Below are 15,743 nucleotides of genomic sequence, written 5' to 3'. Positions count from 1 at the left end.
GCGACCCACCGCAGGCACAGCCCGCGGCGGAGTCGACGCCGCCAGCCATTAGCTGAGCAACGTGTTCGGGCAGCGCGGGAGTCATGAGACGGCGACCTCCTGGATCAGACGCTCGAGATGCGGGGTGACAATGGGCACGACATCTGCCGGGGTGACGGTGCGGCCGAGCACCTGCGAGATGCTGGTGACCCCGGCGTCGGTGATGCCGCATGGAATGAAGCTGTGGAACACCTCATTGTCGGTACTGCAGTTGAGTGAGAACCCGTGCGTGGTGACGCCGCGGGAGGCGTGAATGCCGATCTGGGCGATCTTTTCGGGCTGCACCAGCCCGGTGTCGACCCAGGCGCCGGAGCGCCCTTCAACGCGGAAGGCGGTGACGCCGAGCTCGCCGAGCGTGTCGATGAGCACCTGCTCGACGGCCCGCACATATGGCACCAGACGCAGATGCTCGCGCAGCTCGAACACCGGGTAGCCAATGAGCTGGCCCGGCCCGTGCCAAGTCACCTTGCCACCGCGGTTGATCGGCACCACCGGGGTGCCGTCGGTGGGGTATTCGGCGGGGTCGGCGCGTCGCCCGGCAGTGTAGACCGCCGGGTGTTCGAGCAGGTAGACGGCTCCGTGAGACTCCCCGGCCTTGACTTGGGCCTCGGTGCGCTCCTGCAGCTGCAGGGCCTCGCGGTAGTCGACCAGGTCGGGGGCCAGCCCCAGCACCCGGATGGGCACGCTTGTTGTGGTCGTCGCAGTCACACTGACACACTAGTGCACCGCACCGACCGCCCAAGTGCGCATGACGCACGGTTTTCCGAGGATGCTTCCTGCGATAATCGACAACATGAGCTCGCCACGCAACACCGACGACTGGCAGCCCGATGTGCTGGGACCAGACTTTCAGGCTCTCACCCTGCCACTCGGGGTGGATGCTGAGGGCGACGTGGTGGCCACTCTGGTGCGTCACCACCCGCGCGAGACTGCCGCGATCATTCGGCGTCTGCCGTACCCTCGCCATCCTCGCGAAGCGTTCGAGGGCTGGGATGTGCTCTACGTGCACGGCTGGAACGACTACTTCTTTCAAGCACATGTGGCGCAGTGGTTCACCGAGCGCGGAGCGCGTTTCTACGCACTCGATCTGCGCAAATACGGCCGCAGCCTGCGCGAGGGACAGACCCCGGGGCTGATCACCAACCTCGACGAATACGACCGTGACATTGAGGCGGCTCTGACTGCCATGGCTCGTGACACATCGGCACTGGCCGGGCGACGCCTGGCCCTGTTCGGGCATTCCACTGGCGGTCTGGTGCTGAGCCTGTGGGCCGATCGGCACCCGGGCCGGGCACAGGCGCTGCTGCTCAACAGCCCCTGGCTCGAGCTGCAGGCCCGCGCCGTCGGTCGCCAGGTGCTCGCCCCGGTGCTCGATCTGCAGACACGCGTCGATCCCTCGTTCACCCTGCCGAGCATTGATCTGGGCTTTTATGCCCGCACGGTGAGCGACGAGTTCGACGGCGAGTGGCACTACAACGAAACGTGGCGACGCAACCGGGGCTTCGGCGTGCCCTCGGTGTGGCTGTCGGCAGTGCTCGCAGGGCATCGACGCGTAGCCGAGGGGCTCGACGTGCAGGCGCCCATTCTCACGCTGCTGTCGTCAACCAGCACGCTCTCGTCGACGTGGCGTGAGTCGATGCGCCACAGCGACTGCGTGATCAACGTCGAAGACGTGGCCCGGCGAGCGCTGCGTCTGGGCCACGAGGTCACCGTCACCCGCGTCGACGACGCCGTGCACGATGTGTTTCTCTCGCGTCGCAGCGTGCGCGACCGCGCGTTTGCCGCGATCGAACGCTGGGCGACCGGCTACGCCGCAACCACCCGACCGTAGTCGGTCGTCGGCTGCGATACACTGATCCAGACCACACGGGTGCTCCCCCAAGGAGCTGAGACCGGGCTGACTTCGCCCGGGACCGTCGAACCTGATCCGGCTCATACCGGCGGAGGAAGTGAGGATCGACGCATGTCTGCGCGCACTCAACAACACACACCAACCGACACCACCGACCCGGCCAGCCTGCGCCAGCACGAGGCGCACTCACTGGCTTGGCTTGAGGATGCCCAGCACGGCATCCGCGTTCCGGTCACCCGCATCACACTGAGCGACGATGCCCAGGGCAGACCGAACGCACCACTCGACGTCTACCGCACGGCGGGCCCCGGCAGCGTGCCCGAGGTAGGTCTCGCACCACAGCGTCAGCCCTGGATCGACGCACGCGGTGACGTCGAGCCGCATGTCGAGCACGGCAGTCAGCTGGTCGACGACGGCCGATCTGCTGTGCGCAGAGGTTCCCCCTCGCTGCAGTGGCACGGTCGCACGCATCAGCCACTGCGAGCGAAGCCCGGCCACACTGTCACGCAGATGCACTATGCCCGACGCGGTGAAATCACCCCCGAAATGCGCTTCGTCGCGCTGCGCGAGGGCTGCGACGTCGAACTCGTGCGCAGCGAGCTGGCCAGCGGGCGCGCGATCATCCCCAACAACATCAATCACCCCGAGAGCGAGCCGATGATCATCGGCCGAGCCTTCTCGGTGAAAATCAACGCCAACATCGGCAACTCGGCAGTGACCAGCTCGATCGCCGAAGAGGTGGCCAAGTTGCAGTGGGCTGCCAAGTGGGGCGCCGACACGCTGATGGATCTGTCAACCGGCGACGATATTCACACCACGCGCGAGTGGATTCTGCGCAACGCGCCCATTCCAATCGGCACCGTGCCCATCTATCAGGCGCTCGAGAAAGTGCACGGCGATGCCCAGGCACTCACTTGGGAGATCTATCGCGACACCGTGATCGAACAGTGCGAACAGGGAGTCGACTACATGACCGTACATGCCGGGGTGCTACTGCGCTATGTGCCGCTGACCGCCGACCGTGTCACTGGCATCGTCTCGCGCGGCGGGTCAATTCTCGCCGGATGGTGTCTGGCACACCATCAGGAGAACTTCTTGTACACGCACTTCGACGAACTGTGCGAGATCTTCGCACAATACGACGTGGCGTTCTCGCTGGGTGACGGGCTGCGCCCGGGTTCGATTGCCGATGCCAACGACGCGGCACAGTTCGCCGAGCTCGACACGCTCGCCGAGCTCACCCACCGCGCATGGGAGTATGACGTGCAGGTGATGGTCGAAGGCCCGGGGCACATCCCGCTGCATCTGGTGCGCGAGAACGTCGAACGCCAGCAGCGCCTGTGCGATGGTGCACCCTTCTATACGCTGGGGCCGCTGGTCACCGATATCGCACCTGGCTACGACCACATCACCTCAGCGATCGGCGCCACCGAGATCGCCCGTTATGGCACCGCAATGCTCTGCTACGTCACTCCCAAAGAGCACCTCGGGCTGCCCGACCGCGATGACGTGAAAACGGGGGTGATCACCTACAAGATCGCGGCACATGCGGCAGATCTGGCGAAAGGACATCCGAGTGCGCAGCGTCGGGACGATGCGTTGTCCAAGGCTCGCTTTGAGTTTCGGTGGCGCGACCAATTCGCGCTGGGTCTCGACCCGGAGACGGCCGAGCGCTTTCATGACGAGACGCTGCCGGCAGAGCCGGCGAAGACCGCCCACTTCTGCTCGATGTGCGGACCGAAGTTCTGTTCGATGCGCATCTCGCAGGACATCCGCGACGCCTATGGCGACGCGGATGCTCAGGCGGCCATCGCCGGCATGGCGCTCAAGAGCGCCGAGTTCACCGCCAGCGGAGGCAGCGTCTACCTGCCCGATCCGGTTATTGCTCCACCACTCCGTCAGCGTTGACCTCAAGGCCATCGCCGTCGGGGTCAACCGTGACCCGTACGCTCTCGCCGTCGTGAATCTCGCCAGAGAGCAGCTTGCTGGCCAGTCGATCGTCGATCTCACGCTGAACCAGGCGACGCAGCGGCCTGGCACCATACACCGGGTCGTAGCCCTTGTCTGCCAGCCAGGCCTTGGCGTCTGACGTGACTGCCAGCTGCAGTCGCCGAGACGCGAGGCGGTGCCCCAGCCGCTGAATGTACAGGTCGACGATCTGCGTGAGCTCGGGCTTGGTCAGCGCGTTGAACACGACGATGTCGTCGAGCCGGTTCAAGAACTCGGGCTTGAACGTCTGGTGCACTACCTCGAGCACATGCTCGCGTTTGGCCTCAGGTTTGATGCCCGGATCGATCAAGAACTGGCTGCCGAGGTTCGACGTCAGAATCAGAATCGTGTTGCGGAAGTCGACCGTGCGCCCCTGCCCATCGGTCAGACGGCCGTCGTCGAGCACCTGCAGCAGGATGTCGAACACATCGGGGTGCGCCTTCTCGACCTCGTCGAGTAGCACCACCGAGTAAGGGCGACGCCGCACGGCTTCGGTCAGCTGCCCGCCCTGTTCGTAGCCGACGTACCCCGGAGGGGCACCGACCAGCCGTGAGACGGTGTGCTTCTCGCCATACTCTGACATGTCGATGCGCACCATGGCACGCTCGTCGTCGAAGAGGAACTCGGCGAGCGCCTTCGCCAGCTCGGTCTTGCCGACGCCGGTGGGGCCCAAGAACAGGAACGAACCGGTCGGGCGGTTGGGGTCGGCGATGCCGGCACGCGTGCGCCGAACCGCCTCAGCGACAGCTTTGACGGCCTCTTTCTGACCGATCAGACGCTTGCCCAACTCGGCCTCAAGGTTCAGCAGCTTCTCGCTCTCGCCCTGCAACAGCTTGCCCACAGGGATGCCTGTCCAGGCGGCCACCACCTCGGCGATGTCGTCTTCGGTGACCTCAGTGCTCACCATGCGCTCGCCCTTTTCGTCAGCCGTCTGCTCAGCTGTTTCGGCTTGTGCCAAGCTCGCCTCGACAGCCTTGCGCTTGCCCTCGAGCTCAGCGAGACGTTTCCAGATCGACGGATCATTGGACCCAGTGGACTGCTGCTCATTGAGCGTGCGTTCGATCTGCTGCTCGATGTCGGCTTTCTGCTCACGCAGCTGCTTTGCCCCTTGGAAGACCTGGCGCTCTTTCTCCCAGCGCTTCTGCAGCTCGGCGAGGTCTTTCTCGACCTTCGCCTTATCTTCGGTGACCTTTTTCAGCCGCTCTTGACTGGCCGGGTCTTTCTCCTTGCGCAGTGAGACCTCGGCGATGTTCAGCCGAACGAGTTCACGATTGAGCGCGTCGATCTCTTCGGGGTTCGACTCCTGCTCCATCTTCAGACGCGAGGCAGCTTCGTCGATCAGGTCGATGGCCTTATCTGGCAGCTGACGATCGGGAATGTAGCGGTTCGACAGCTGCGCGGCGGCGACCAGCGCCCCGTCGGTGATGCGCACACCGTGGAAGTTCACGTAGGTGTCTTTCAGGCCACGCAGGATGGACACCGTGTCTTCGACGCTCGGTTCACCGACATACACCTGCTGAAAGCGGCGTTCGAGGGCCGAGTCTTTCTCGATGTACTCGCGGTATTCATTGAGCGTAGTGGCGCCGATCAAGCGCAGCTCACCACGGGCCAGCATCGGCTTGAGCATGTTGGCCGCATCTTGACCGTCGCCAGCCCCTGCTCCCACCAACGTATGAATCTCATCAATGAAGGTGACAACCCCCCCATCACTGTCTTTGATCTCTTTGAGTACCTTCTTCAGGCGCTCCTCGAACTCACCGCGGTATTTCGCCCCGGCGACCAGCGCGCCAAGGTCAAGCGAGATCAGTCGTTTGCCCTTCAACGAGTCGGGCACGTCGCCCTTCACGATGCGCTGCGCCAGACCCTCGACCACTGCGGTCTTGCCGACGCCGGGCTCACCGATGAGCACCGGGTTGTTCTTGGTGCGGCGAGTGAGTACCTGCGAGACCCGACGGATCTCAGCATCACGACCGATCACCGGGTCGAGCTTGCCCTCCTTCGCGATCTCAGTGAGATCAGTACCGTACTGCTCGAGCGCGGACTTCTCTTCTTCTTGGTTGGGCTGACGCCCCTGTGGCTGCTGTGCCATGTCTGTCTCCTCTCGTGCAGCGAGCCCTGTCGTCTCGTCTGCACCGCCGTGGGGTTCTCAGGCCCACGACGTCAAGTTCACAACCAATCGAACATCGGACAACTTGAGTCTATTCCGCTCAACTTCATTTCGCAGCTGAAAATTGTCACAGCGCACAATGCCACTCAGTTCCCACACCCGGTTGGCCGGGGCAAGGATGCACATTAGAGTTGGCCTCAGACCAGCGACCCAGCCGAGGGCTCGCACATCCACCGAAGAGTCTGGAGCAGCGCATGTCACGACGCACCGATCGAGAGGTCGGCATCGACGAGCTTCTGGAGACGGCCAGCGCCAATTCTGAGAAGCCGCCGGTCTCACCCGTACAGCGGCTGCGGCAGGTGCTCTCGGCGATCCTGCTGGTGATCGCCGCCTTCGGCGCCCCAGCGTCGATCACCGCGGCCTGGCTGCAGACCCACGTGCTCGACACCGACACTTTCGTGGCCGACAACGCCGACCTGATCAACGACCCGGCAGTGCGCACCATGCTGGCAACCCGCACCGGCAATGCGATGCTCTCGAAAGTGGAGATTCCAGAGGCTGGCACTCTGCAGTTCCGGGCACTCGCTGCACTTCTGGGGCTTGATTCTTCAGCCACTCTGCAAGACGTACACAACCAAGTGTTCACGATCACCTCAGATGCGGTGAACGCGGCACTCGATGCAGACACCACGCAGCGCATCTGGCGACAGGTGCTCTCTGACTCGCTGACGCAGAACCTCGCCGAGCTGCGCGGGCAGAGCGAGCCCCACGCGAACGGTGCACTCGGCATTCAACTGGGTGGTCTCGCCGAAGCGGTGCGCGACCAGCTCACCGCTAACCGCAGCACGTTGGCCGCGCTGCTGCCCTCGGGCGACATCGACATCACCGTTGCCGTCGGCCCTGAGACAGGCATTGCCCAAGCCTCAGCTCCGGTGCAGCTTATCGATGCTGCCGGCGTGCCACTGATCATCGTCACAGCACTGAGCTTGGTGCTCGGCGTGCTGCTCGCTGTGCGCGACAAATGGCTCGCGCTCAGCCGCTGGGCCGCCTGGACCGTAGTCACACTCGTCGCCACCTTTGCTCTCGGTCGCGCTGGCACGTGGCTCACCGCCCGCAGGCTCGAGACCCAGCTGGGCGACGCCAGCGAGGTGATCGTCACACGGTTGACCGAGCAGCTGCTGACCTGGCTGACCGTCGGGGGCATCGCTGCGGCCGTCGTTGCCCTCGTCGCTCGAGTGATTGTGACGATTCGGCGTCACCGCGCCCGCGCCCGCGCCTAGGCCTGAGCAAGGTTCAGCAGAAACTCCACCTCGCCGTGATCTTCGACTGAGACGAAGCCCAGGCTCGGGGCGGTCACGCCGAAGTCGGCAAACGTGATGGGGATCGACCCGGCGCGGCCTCGGCTGGGGCTGCGGCGTCCGTCGTGCCGCGCGACCCGCGCATCCATTCGTTGTCGCGAAACATATTGGTCGAGGCTGTGGCCTGCCTGTGCGCGCCATGGTGCACGAGGGTGTCCACAGAAGCCTCCGCAGGGGTGGACCTATACCCCACCCGGGTATATGCTCGACCTATGAGCAGCGACCCCGAGCAGATGCACATGAACCACGAGCACAGCCACAGCGACCATAGCCACCACGACATGGCGAACATGCCCGGCATGCAGATGCCTGGTATGCAGATGTCGGGCCACGACATGACGGGCCACTCCGGCCACGACATGCACGCGCATGTCGCACGCTTTCGCCAGCTGTTTTGGATCATGCTGGCGCTGTCGATTCCGGTGGTCGCGCTCTCGCACATGTTCGCCATGATCGTCGGCTACTCGCTGCCCGAGCAGACCTGGCTGAGCTGGGTGACCCCTGTGCTCGGCACGGTCATGTACGTCTGGGGCGGCCGCCCGTTTCTGACCGGCGCCGTCAGCGAGATCCGCAGCCGACAGCCCGGCATGATGCTGCTGATCGGGCTGGCCATCACCGTTGCCTTCGTCTCTTCATGGCTGTCGGCCCTGCACCTGCTTGACGATCAGCTCGACTTCTGGTGGGAGCTCGCGCTGCTCATCGTGATCATGCTGCTCGGCCACTGGATCGAGATGCGGTCACTGGCCCAGACCTCCTCGGTGCTCGACACTCTCGCCGCGCTGCTTCCCGACGAAGCAGAGCGCGTCACCGGCGACACCGTCGAGCGGGTCGCGCCCGGTGACCTTCGCGTCGGCGACATCGTAGTGATTCGCCCGGGCGGGCGCGTGCCGGCCGATGCCACGGTCGTCGAGGGCTCGGCCGCCATCGACGAGAGCATGATCACCGGCGAGTCGGCCACCGTTCGGCGCACCTCCGGCGACCACCTCGTGGCCGGCACCGTCGCCACTGACTCCGGAGTGCACGCACAGGTCACGGCCGTCGGCGAAGACACGACCCTCGCGGGCATCCGCCGTCTGGTCGCCGAAGCGCAGTCATCGACATCTCGCACGCAGCGGCTGGCCGACCGCGCCGCCGGCTGGCTGTTCTGGTTCGCGCTCGGCGCCGCCGCACTCACGGCACTGATTTGGTCGCTGGTCGGTCAGCCCGACCAGGCCATCGTGCGCACGATCAGCGTACTGGTGATCGCCTGCCCGCACGCGCTCGGGCTGGCCATTCCGCTGGTGGTGTCGATTGCCACCGAGCGCGCAGCCCGCAGTGGCGTGCTCATCTCTGACCGGCTCGCACTCGAGGCGATGCGCACGGTCGACACTGTGCTGTTCGACAAGACCGGCACGCTCACCAAGGGCGAGCCGACGGTCACGGCTTTGGCCGCTGCCCCCGGGTTCGACGCCCCTGCCGGCACGACGGCGCAGGATGCCGTGCTCGCTTTGGCTGCCGCAGCCGAGTCCGACTCGGAGCACCCGCTGGCTTGCGCAATCGTGGCTGCAGCGCATGCCCGTGGGCTCGACGTGCCCACAGCAGATCAGTTCAGCTCGTCACCGGCAGTGGGCGTGGTGGCCACGGTGACTGTTGGCGGCACACCGCATCGCATCAGCGTGGGCGGCCCGCTGCTGCTTGAACAGCACCATGCCGAGCCGTTGCCCGAGGCCACCACGTGGGGTGCTGCGGGCACAGTGCTGCACGTGCTCGACGAAGACACGGTGATCGGGGTGCTGCAGCTGGCCGACGGCATCCGGCCCGAATCTCGCGCCGCTGTGCGACAGCTGCACGAAGAGGGCGTGCAGGTAGTGATGATCACCGGTGACGCGAAACCGGTGGCGGACGCCGTGGCCGCCGAGCTCGGCATCGATCGCGTGTTCGCTGGGGTGCGGCCCGAGCAGAAGGCCAAGAAGGTTGCTCAGCTGCAGCGAGAGGGCCGCCAGGTGGCGATGGTCGGTGACGGCGTGAATGACGCTCCTGCGCTGGCCGCGGCGAATGTGGGCATCGCGATCGGGGCCGGAACAGATGTGGCCATCGCATCGGCCGGAGTCATCCTGGCCAGCGACGACCCGCGCGGTGTGATCGCGGTGCGCACACTGTCTGAGGCCACGTATCGCAAGATGCGGCAGAACCTGTGGTGGGCTGCCGGATACAACCTGATCTCGGTGCCGCTGGCAGCCGGAGTGCTGGCACCCATCGGGTTCGTGCTGCCGATGTCGGTCGGTGCACTGCTGATGTCGGCGTCGACCGTGGTGGTCGCACTCAATGCACAGCTGCTACGGCGGGTCGATCTGCGCCCGCGCGACTGATCCCACCTGGGCCTCCCCAGCACATCGAGTGCGTAGAAGAGCGGCCTACCCCGTGGCACGTAGGCCGCTCTTCTGCACACTCGGTGGCCGTGGCCACCCCGCTGATTCGACGTCGCCCACAGCCACTGGCTATGATCTCTGCAACGAGCTTGTGCCCCAAGCGCCGCTGCCCCAACAGTCGGCACAGTGCGAACGGTGCGAGCATCACCGAATGGCTCGCAGAGAGATGACCATGGCAGACAACGCACGACCCGCACACGAGGGCGAAGAGCATCTCGAAGAGGTCGGGGCTAAGCTCAACTGGCTGCGCGCCGGCGTGCTCGGTGCCAACGACGGCATCGTCTCGGTGGCGGGCGTGGTCATCGGCGTGGCCGGTGCCACCACAAATCTCATCGCGATCATCACGGCCGGACTCGCCGCTTGGGTGGCCGGTGCCTTTTCGATGGCCGGTGGTGAATACGTCTCGGTGAGCACCCAGCGCGACACCGAGAAGGCCCTGCTCGAGAAAGAGCGCTGGGAGCTCAAAACCATGCCGCACGAGGAGTTCGACGAGCTCGCCGACCTCTACGTGCAGCGCGGCGTCACTCCTGAAGTTGCACAACTGGTCGCACGCGACCTCACCAAACACGATGCCCTGCGTGCACATGCCGACGCCGAACTCGGCATCGACCCCGATGCACTCACCAACCCCTGGGCTGCGGCACTCTCGTCGATGATCGCCTTCACTGCCGGGGCGCTGTTGCCGATGGGCGTCGTGCTGCTGCCCGTCGACGCCGCTACCCGCGTCTGGCTCGTCGTAGCTGCGGTGGCCGTCGGCCTGCTGCTGACGGGCTGGGTCAGCGCCGCCCTGGGTAAGGCAGCCCTCGGCAAAGCGATCGCCCGCAACGTCGGCATGGGCATGCTCACCATGGCCGTCACGTATGCGGTGGGTGCCCTGTTCGGCTCAGCCGTGGGCGTCTGACCCCGGGCAATCAGTCGTTGCCCAGGCCTTCGCGACCTTGGGATGTCCAGCCCGGGTTGGCCGATCGCGGCCCAGCCACCTGCGCGGCCAGCGCGTCGAGCCTGCGCAGCTGGTCGGCGTCGAGCACCACGTCTAAGGCACCGAGATTCTCATCGATGCGCTCGGGGCTGCGCGTGCCCGGAATCGGCGAGATGCGCACATCGAGCTCACGCGCCTTGGCGTACAGCCACGCCAAGGCCACCTGCGCCACGCTCACCCGACCAGCAGACACCGGCGCACTGGCCTCAACACCGCGAGCGCGGGTGACCTCCGCGGCCACATCGGCCACGATCTGCACCAGCCCCTGATTGATGGCGAGGTTCTCACCACCGAGTCGCGGAAAGATCGCGCGCACATTCGGTGCCGCGTTGTCGAGGGTGCGCCAGTCATCGGTCAGCAGACCGCGACTCAGCGGCGAGTACGGCACGAACCCCGCACCAACCTCTCGCACCGCTGGCAGCACGAAGTGCTCCACGTCACGCGCAAAGATACTGTATTCGGTCTGCACTGCAGCGATCGGTGCCACCTGCGCAGCGCGGCGGATCTCGTCTCCGGTGGGCTCGCTCAGCCCAATGTGGCGCACCTTGCCCTCGGTCACCAGCTCGGCAATGGCGCCTACGGTCTCTTCGATCGGCACCTCGGGGTCAACCCGGTGCTGGTAGTACAGGTCGACGTGGTCAGTGCCGAGCCGCACCAGCGTGCCGTCGATCTGCTCGCGCACATACGCGCGATCGCCGCGCACACTGCGACTGCCGGCCCCGCCGACCCGCAGAATGCCGACCTTGCTGGCAACCTGCACCGAGTCGCGCACGCGCGCCCCGGCCCCGGCGAACAGCCGTGAAATGGTGCGCTCGCTGCGCCCGTCGCCATAGATGTTGGCACTGTCGAGATAGGTGACGCCCTGCGCAACGGCATGCTGCAGGGTATGCCACGCCTGTTCGTCGTCGATGGCTCCGTAGGCGTCGCTCAGGCTCATGGCCCCGTAGCCCTGCACAGTGGTGGTCAGCCCGTCGCCCAGCTCGACCGTGGGCAGTGTCTGCTCGCTCATCAGGTGTTCCGTTCTCTTGGTTGGCGTGGTGGATGCCCGGTTCGGCTCAGGCCGAAGGGCTCCAGCCGAGCTTGGGGCCGAGTTCGCCGGCAATGTCTTCGATAATCTGGTCGTAGTCGGCCTGCTCGAAGCTGAACGGCAGCGCGAAGGCCACCTCATCGATCAGCCGGAAGGCCTCAAGCTCGGCAAGCTGCTCGGCGATCTGCGCAGAAGTGCCGACGAAGTCGCGCGAGAACAGCGTGTTCTTGGGGCCGTGCCCCACCTGCGTGCGCGGCAGTCGCTTCTCGACGTAGGCCTCGTATTTGCGCACCTGGTCGCCGGTGGCGCTGTCGGTCGGGATGACCACCAGGCCCTGTGACACCCGTGGCGTTCCAGCGCCCTGATACGCGTCTCGGTACACCTGAATCTGATGGGCTTGGTTCTCGTCGAAGTCGTCACCGAGCTCTCCGCTGATCACGCTGGAGGTGAGCAGGTTGAGCCCGTGTTCGGCGGTCCAGCGTACCGAGCGCTCAGAGCCGGCGCCGTACCAGAGGCGATCGACCAGACCCTCGGCATGCGGCTGCACCCGGTCAGAGAACTCTTCGACGATGCCGTCGGCTCCGGCGAAGTCGCTGACCCTATCGCCGCGCACTGCTTCGATCAGGCGTTCGACCCGTCGGTAGCTGAAGTCTTCGGTATCGAAGCTCTCGGGGTACAGGGCATGCTTCCAGTCGTCGTAGTGAAACGGTGTGCCCACGCTCACCCCGGGGTTGAGACGACCGCCCGAGAGCACATCGACCGTGGCCAGATCTTCGGCTAGGCGCAGCGGATTCTCGACGCCAAGGGGAATCACGGCAGTGCCCAAATCGATTCGCGAGGTGCGCTGGCTGGCCGCAGCCAACACCGCCACTGGCGAAGAGATGCCGTATTGCAGGTGCCGCTGTCGCAGCCAGGCCGAGTCATAGCCCAGCCGCTCGCCGCGTTCGATCACCTCGAGTGTGGTCTCGTGCCCGCCGCGCGGATCGTGCTCGTCGAACAGCCCGAGGGTGAGAAAGCCCAGGCGTCGCAGCGGAAGGTTATCAGTCATGAGCGGATGCTCTCTTTCTCTCTGGCCTGATGCCCGTCATGTGCCGCGGTGGCCGCGAGCGCCTCGCGAGCTGCCACCGCATCGATGGCCGCGGGCCCGATGTCGACCAGCGGGAGGTCGGCAGCCCGGCCGCCCTCGGCATCCACCGTACCCTCGAGAAGCCCCACCGTTGTGAGCACCTCGCGGGCCAACCGGTCGTTGAGCCGAAAGGTCAGCGCGTTGGTGCCGGGTCTGGCGAACGCCGCCGAGCGACCACCGTCAGTGAACTCGCCGCTGGCCCAGCGCCTCGGCAGCACGGTGCCGTCGACTGCGACCACGTGCAGGGTGCCCGGCTGCACCACGAGCTTGCCGTTGGTGCGGAGCCGATCGGGTTCGCCGAACGCGCGCTCGTGCCCCTGCCCGCTCAGGTGCAGGTCGGTCAGTGCGGGGTTGGCCGAGGCCGACACCGAGCACTGCGGCTGGTAGGCCTCGACCAGCACGCTGGCGGTGCGCGTGTCGCCGAGCGTCTCGCTGTGCACCACATAGCCCGAGTCGGTGAGCTCGACCTCGCCGAGCACGCCTAAGAACTCGAGCACGCCGGCATCGACCAGAGCGATCAGCAGTTCGAGGCGCTCTCCGGGTGGGCCACTGGCGATGAAGCTGAAGAGGTTGTGCCAGAAGCCGGTCAGCTGCTCGACACGGGTGGCATCGCTCCAGGCGGGGTGAGCGACCTGCTCGCCGAGCACGAACGTCGCCCCGATAATCGCCTGCACCAGTGCGGTCTGCTCGCTGTACTCGTCGCTCTCATGGCGCAGCAGATCGTCGAGCAGATACTCGCGCAGCCGTTGCTGCAAGTGGTCGGTATCAGTCTCGTGAATGCCGGTCAGCGGCCGTTGCAGCCGTTCGAAATCGATGCGGTCGGCATCGGCGACGTGATCGGCGAGCCAGCCGGCGATCACCGGCCCGTCGAATCGCTCACCCTCGGCAAACAGCTGCTGCAGCTCAGCCCACGTGCCGGTGACCCGATCTGGGTGCCCGCTGAACAGCTCCCGGTAATAGGCATGGGCAAGCTCGTGCTGAATCTCAGGCCAGACCTCGGTGACGAAATCGACCTGCTCATGCGTGTCGAGATACTCGCGCAGCCAGTCGGCAGTGAAGAACTCGGTGGCGAAGCCGTGGTTCTCGCCCTGCAGATGCGAGGTGGTCTTAGCGTGATACGGCACCCCGCGCCGTGACCCGGTGAGGATGCGCGGCTCACGCCCCGTCGCCGCATACGTCACGCGGTGGCCGAGTGGCGCCTCGGGGTCGAACGTATAGCGCCCGCCCCGGTCGACGGTCAGGCGCACCACCAAGTCGACGAAGCTGAGCCCGCTGCCGCGCAACAGCACGGTGTCGTGTTCATCGATGTTCGACAGGTCGAGATCTGAGGCGTAGGCCGGGGGCAGATAGCGCAACCCCAGCGCCGAGGCCTGCTCGGCGATCGCGCGATGCCGCGGCGCGATCTGCGCATCAACGTGCCCCACGGCATAGATCACAGCGTCGGCCCCCAGTGTGGCAGCCTCGCTCGCGCTCTCATGCACGTCGACCTCAAGTGGATGCTCTGCGCCGTTGGCCGCGTCGCGCACCGCGGTGACCGTGCCGGTCTGGGTGACGATGTGCCAGTGCTCTGGCGCACGGGCGATGGCCCGCTGCGTGAACCAGTCGAGGTAGTGGCTATGCAGGCGTCGCGTCGGAAAACTGCGCGGGGTCAGTGCCTCGATCTCGGCGATGACCCCGGCATCGTCGATGGGCACCTTTATGACGCCGGTGCGCACCTGTTCGGCCCACTCGGCCACGCTCGGCCCGGGGGCCACCGGCCCGTCGATGGTCGACGTCACGTCGGTGAACAGCGAGACCTCACCGGCCAGCGAGTTCAGCCGCAGCTCGCCCGACTGGTCACGGCGCCAGACTCGCCCGGGCCCCACGGGGTACGGGTCGATCAGACGCACCTCAAGTGCAGTGTCGGGGGCGTCTCGGCGTGCGTTCTCGATCAGCCGCTCAAGCACGCCAATGCCGCGTGGGCCGCCGCCGATGATCACCACTCGGGCCGTGTTGCTCATGCCTGATCCTCTCCAGAACAGCACAAGGCTAGGTGAGGGTACACGGTGGCACCATTCCAGGTGCAACGTGACGTCATGACGCACGTCGCGATTCGTACCCTGACTAGCATTCCTGTCATGACTGATCTCTCCGATTCTGTGCGTGCTACCCCTGCTGACCCCCAGTCGACAAATGACCGCGTGGTCGTGGTGTCGCTGGCCGATGACCTCGCCAAGCCACTGCTCGACGAACTCGACTACGAGTACGCCACGCGCTATGCCGACTTCGATGGCTTCGAACAGCCCGAAGACGCCCCCAGCGAGATCGAGCTGTTTCCGCCCTTCGTATTCGAGCCGCCGCTCGGGCTCGCCCTGTTGATCGTGCGCGACGGCCAGGCCATCGCCGGTGGGGCCTTCATGCATCTCGATGAACGCACAGTCGAGTACAAGCGCATTTGGACATCCTCGAAACACCGTCGCCAGGGCCTCTCGCGCCGCGTGCTTGCGGCCCTTGACCACGAGGCTGCGTCACGCGGCTATTCGAGGGTGTACCTGACCACCGGCCCGCGCCAGCCCGAGGCCAAGCATCTGTATCTGCGCACGGGCTTCACCCCGCTGTTCGATGTGGATGCCGACCCCGAGACGGTCGTGCACCTCGCCTTCGAGAAGCGCATCACGCCGACTGCTGCCCGGCAGCGCCCCAAGGGTCTGCGAGCTCGTCTGCGCTTCTGGCGCCAGCGTCGCCGCATTGAGTGGGCTCACAAGTACCACCCGGCGCCGACGGTGCGCCTCGACGATCTGCCCACCACCGGCGACGCCAGCTGACCGAGCGATTCGCTGTGGCTCAGGCACGGCGTGCGTGCAGCGGCCGATGAGTGC

At 65.8% G+C, this 15,743-nt stretch carries 11 protein-coding genes, 1 pseudogene and 1 riboswitch; of the genes and pseudogenes, 6 read left to right on the top strand and 6 right to left on the bottom strand.

Annotation, left to right across the window (positions count from 1 at the left end):
• Positions 1-81 precede the first annotated feature (81 nt).
• Entirely contained in the window at positions 82-747 is a 666-nt protein-coding gene (gene lipB / locus G557_RS0109665; protein WP_245542797.1) for a lipoyl(octanoyl) transferase LipB, read from the bottom strand.
• An 85-nt stretch (positions 748-832) separates the two neighbouring features.
• Between lipB and G557_RS0109660 the strand changes: the two genes are divergently transcribed.
• Entirely contained in the window at positions 833-1,870 is a 1,038-nt protein-coding gene (locus tag G557_RS0109660) for an alpha/beta hydrolase (RefSeq protein ID WP_028245862.1), read from the top strand.
• Positions 1,871-1,895: 25 nt separating this feature from the next.
• Positions 1,896-2,005: riboswitch (TPP riboswitch) on the top strand.
• On the top strand, positions 2,003-3,799 hold the full coding sequence (thiC, locus tag G557_RS12945) for a phosphomethylpyrimidine synthase ThiC (RefSeq protein WP_036962065.1): 1,797 nt from the start codon (positions 2,003-2,005) through the stop codon (positions 3,797-3,799). Its footprint overlaps the riboswitch before it by 3 nt.
• On the opposite strand, the gene G557_RS12940 is transcribed toward thiC, so the two are convergent.
• A complete protein-coding gene (locus tag G557_RS12940; protein WP_051224980.1) occupies positions 3,771-5,969 on the bottom strand; it encodes an ATP-dependent Clp protease ATP-binding subunit in 2,199 nt (732 codons plus the stop codon). The two genes, thiC and G557_RS12940, sit on opposite strands and share 29 nt — an antisense overlap.
• Positions 5,970-6,241: 272 nt before the next feature.
• Here G557_RS12940 and G557_RS0109645 point away from each other — a divergent pair, with 272 nt between their 5' ends.
• A complete protein-coding gene (locus G557_RS0109645; protein WP_028245861.1) occupies positions 6,242-7,267 on the top strand; it encodes a hypothetical protein in 1,026 nt (341 codons plus the stop codon).
• Here the strand turns inward: G557_RS0109645 and G557_RS14035 are convergent.
• A pseudogene (locus G557_RS14035) lies at positions 7,264-7,380 on the bottom strand (YceI family protein); the annotation flags it as partial. The gene G557_RS0109645 and the pseudogene G557_RS14035 sit on opposite strands and share 4 nt — an antisense overlap.
• 177 nt (positions 7,381-7,557) lie before the next feature.
• Between G557_RS14035 and G557_RS0109635 the strand changes: the two are divergent.
• Positions 7,558-9,693 carry a heavy metal translocating P-type ATPase gene (locus G557_RS0109635; RefSeq protein WP_425414040.1) on the top strand — a complete coding sequence of 712 codons (2,136 nt, stop codon included), beginning with the start codon at positions 7,558-7,560 and terminating at the stop codon, positions 9,691-9,693.
• Positions 9,694-9,925: 232 nt separating this feature from the next.
• Entirely contained in the window at positions 9,926-10,654 is a 729-nt protein-coding gene (locus G557_RS0109630) for a VIT1/CCC1 transporter family protein (protein WP_028245859.1), read from the top strand.
• Positions 10,655-10,664: 10 nt separating this feature from the next.
• Here the strand turns inward: G557_RS0109630 and G557_RS0109625 are convergent, their stop codons facing one another.
• Genes G557_RS0109625 through G557_RS12935 form a run of 3 tightly spaced genes read right to left on the bottom strand, consistent with a single transcriptional unit; the run spans position 10,665 to position 14,885 of the window.
• On the bottom strand, positions 10,665-11,741 hold the full coding sequence (locus tag G557_RS0109625) for an aldo/keto reductase (protein ID WP_028245858.1): 1,077 nt from the start codon (positions 11,739-11,741) through the stop codon (positions 10,665-10,667).
• A 46-nt stretch (positions 11,742-11,787) separates the two neighbouring features.
• Entirely contained in the window at positions 11,788-12,807 is a 1,020-nt protein-coding gene (locus G557_RS0109620) for an LLM class flavin-dependent oxidoreductase (RefSeq protein ID WP_028245857.1), read from the bottom strand.
• A complete protein-coding gene (locus tag G557_RS12935) occupies positions 12,804-14,885 on the bottom strand; it encodes an FAD/NAD(P)-binding protein (protein WP_051224979.1) in 2,082 nt (693 codons plus the stop codon). Before G557_RS12935 ends, G557_RS0109620 begins: the two co-directional genes overlap by 4 nt.
• 117 nt (positions 14,886-15,002) lie before the next feature.
• Between G557_RS12935 and G557_RS12930 the strand changes: the two genes are divergently transcribed.
• The gene (locus tag G557_RS12930) at positions 15,003-15,689 is read left to right on the top strand and encodes a GNAT family N-acetyltransferase (protein ID WP_211220546.1); all 687 of its coding nucleotides are present in this window, start codon (positions 15,003-15,005) and stop codon (positions 15,687-15,689) included.
• Positions 15,690-15,743: the final 54 nt, after the last annotated feature.

The organism is Pseudoclavibacter soli DSM 23366, from assembly GCF_000423505.1.
Taxonomy (GTDB): Bacteria; Actinomycetota; Actinomycetes; order Actinomycetales; family Microbacteriaceae; genus Pseudoclavibacter_A; species Pseudoclavibacter_A soli.
This window is presented reverse-complemented; position numbering and strand designations above follow the sequence as displayed.

What these genes read in the sequence shown, in the direction of transcription:
- G557_RS12930 (WP_211220546.1), top strand. Translation starts at nt 15,003, where the DNA reads ATGACTGATCTCTCCGATTCTGTGCGTGCTACCCCTGCTGACCCCCAG.
- G557_RS0109620 (WP_028245857.1), bottom strand. Translation starts at nt 12,807, where the DNA reads ATGACTGATAACCTTCCGCTGCGACGCCTGGGCTTTCTCACCCTCGGG.
- G557_RS0109635 (WP_425414040.1), top strand. Translation starts at nt 7,558, where the DNA reads ATGAGCAGCGACCCCGAGCAGATGCACATGAACCACGAGCACAGCCAC.
- G557_RS0109645 (WP_028245861.1), top strand. Translation starts at nt 6,242, where the DNA reads ATGTCACGACGCACCGATCGAGAGGTCGGCATCGACGAGCTTCTGGAG.
- thiC (WP_036962065.1), top strand. Translation starts at nt 2,003, where the DNA reads ATGTCTGCGCGCACTCAACAACACACACCAACCGACACCACCGACCCG.
- G557_RS0109630 (WP_028245859.1), top strand. Translation starts at nt 9,926, where the DNA reads ATGGCAGACAACGCACGACCCGCACACGAGGGCGAAGAGCATCTCGAA.
- G557_RS12935 (WP_051224979.1), bottom strand. Translation starts at nt 14,885, where the DNA reads ATGAGCAACACGGCCCGAGTGGTGATCATCGGCGGCGGCCCACGCGGC.
- G557_RS12940 (WP_051224980.1), bottom strand. Translation starts at nt 5,969, where the DNA reads ATGGCACAGCAGCCACAGGGGCGTCAGCCCAACCAAGAAGAAGAGAAG.
- G557_RS0109625 (WP_028245858.1), bottom strand. Translation starts at nt 11,741, where the DNA reads ATGAGCGAGCAGACACTGCCCACGGTCGAGCTGGGCGACGGGCTGACC.
- G557_RS0109660 (WP_028245862.1), top strand. Translation starts at nt 833, where the DNA reads ATGAGCTCGCCACGCAACACCGACGACTGGCAGCCCGATGTGCTGGGA.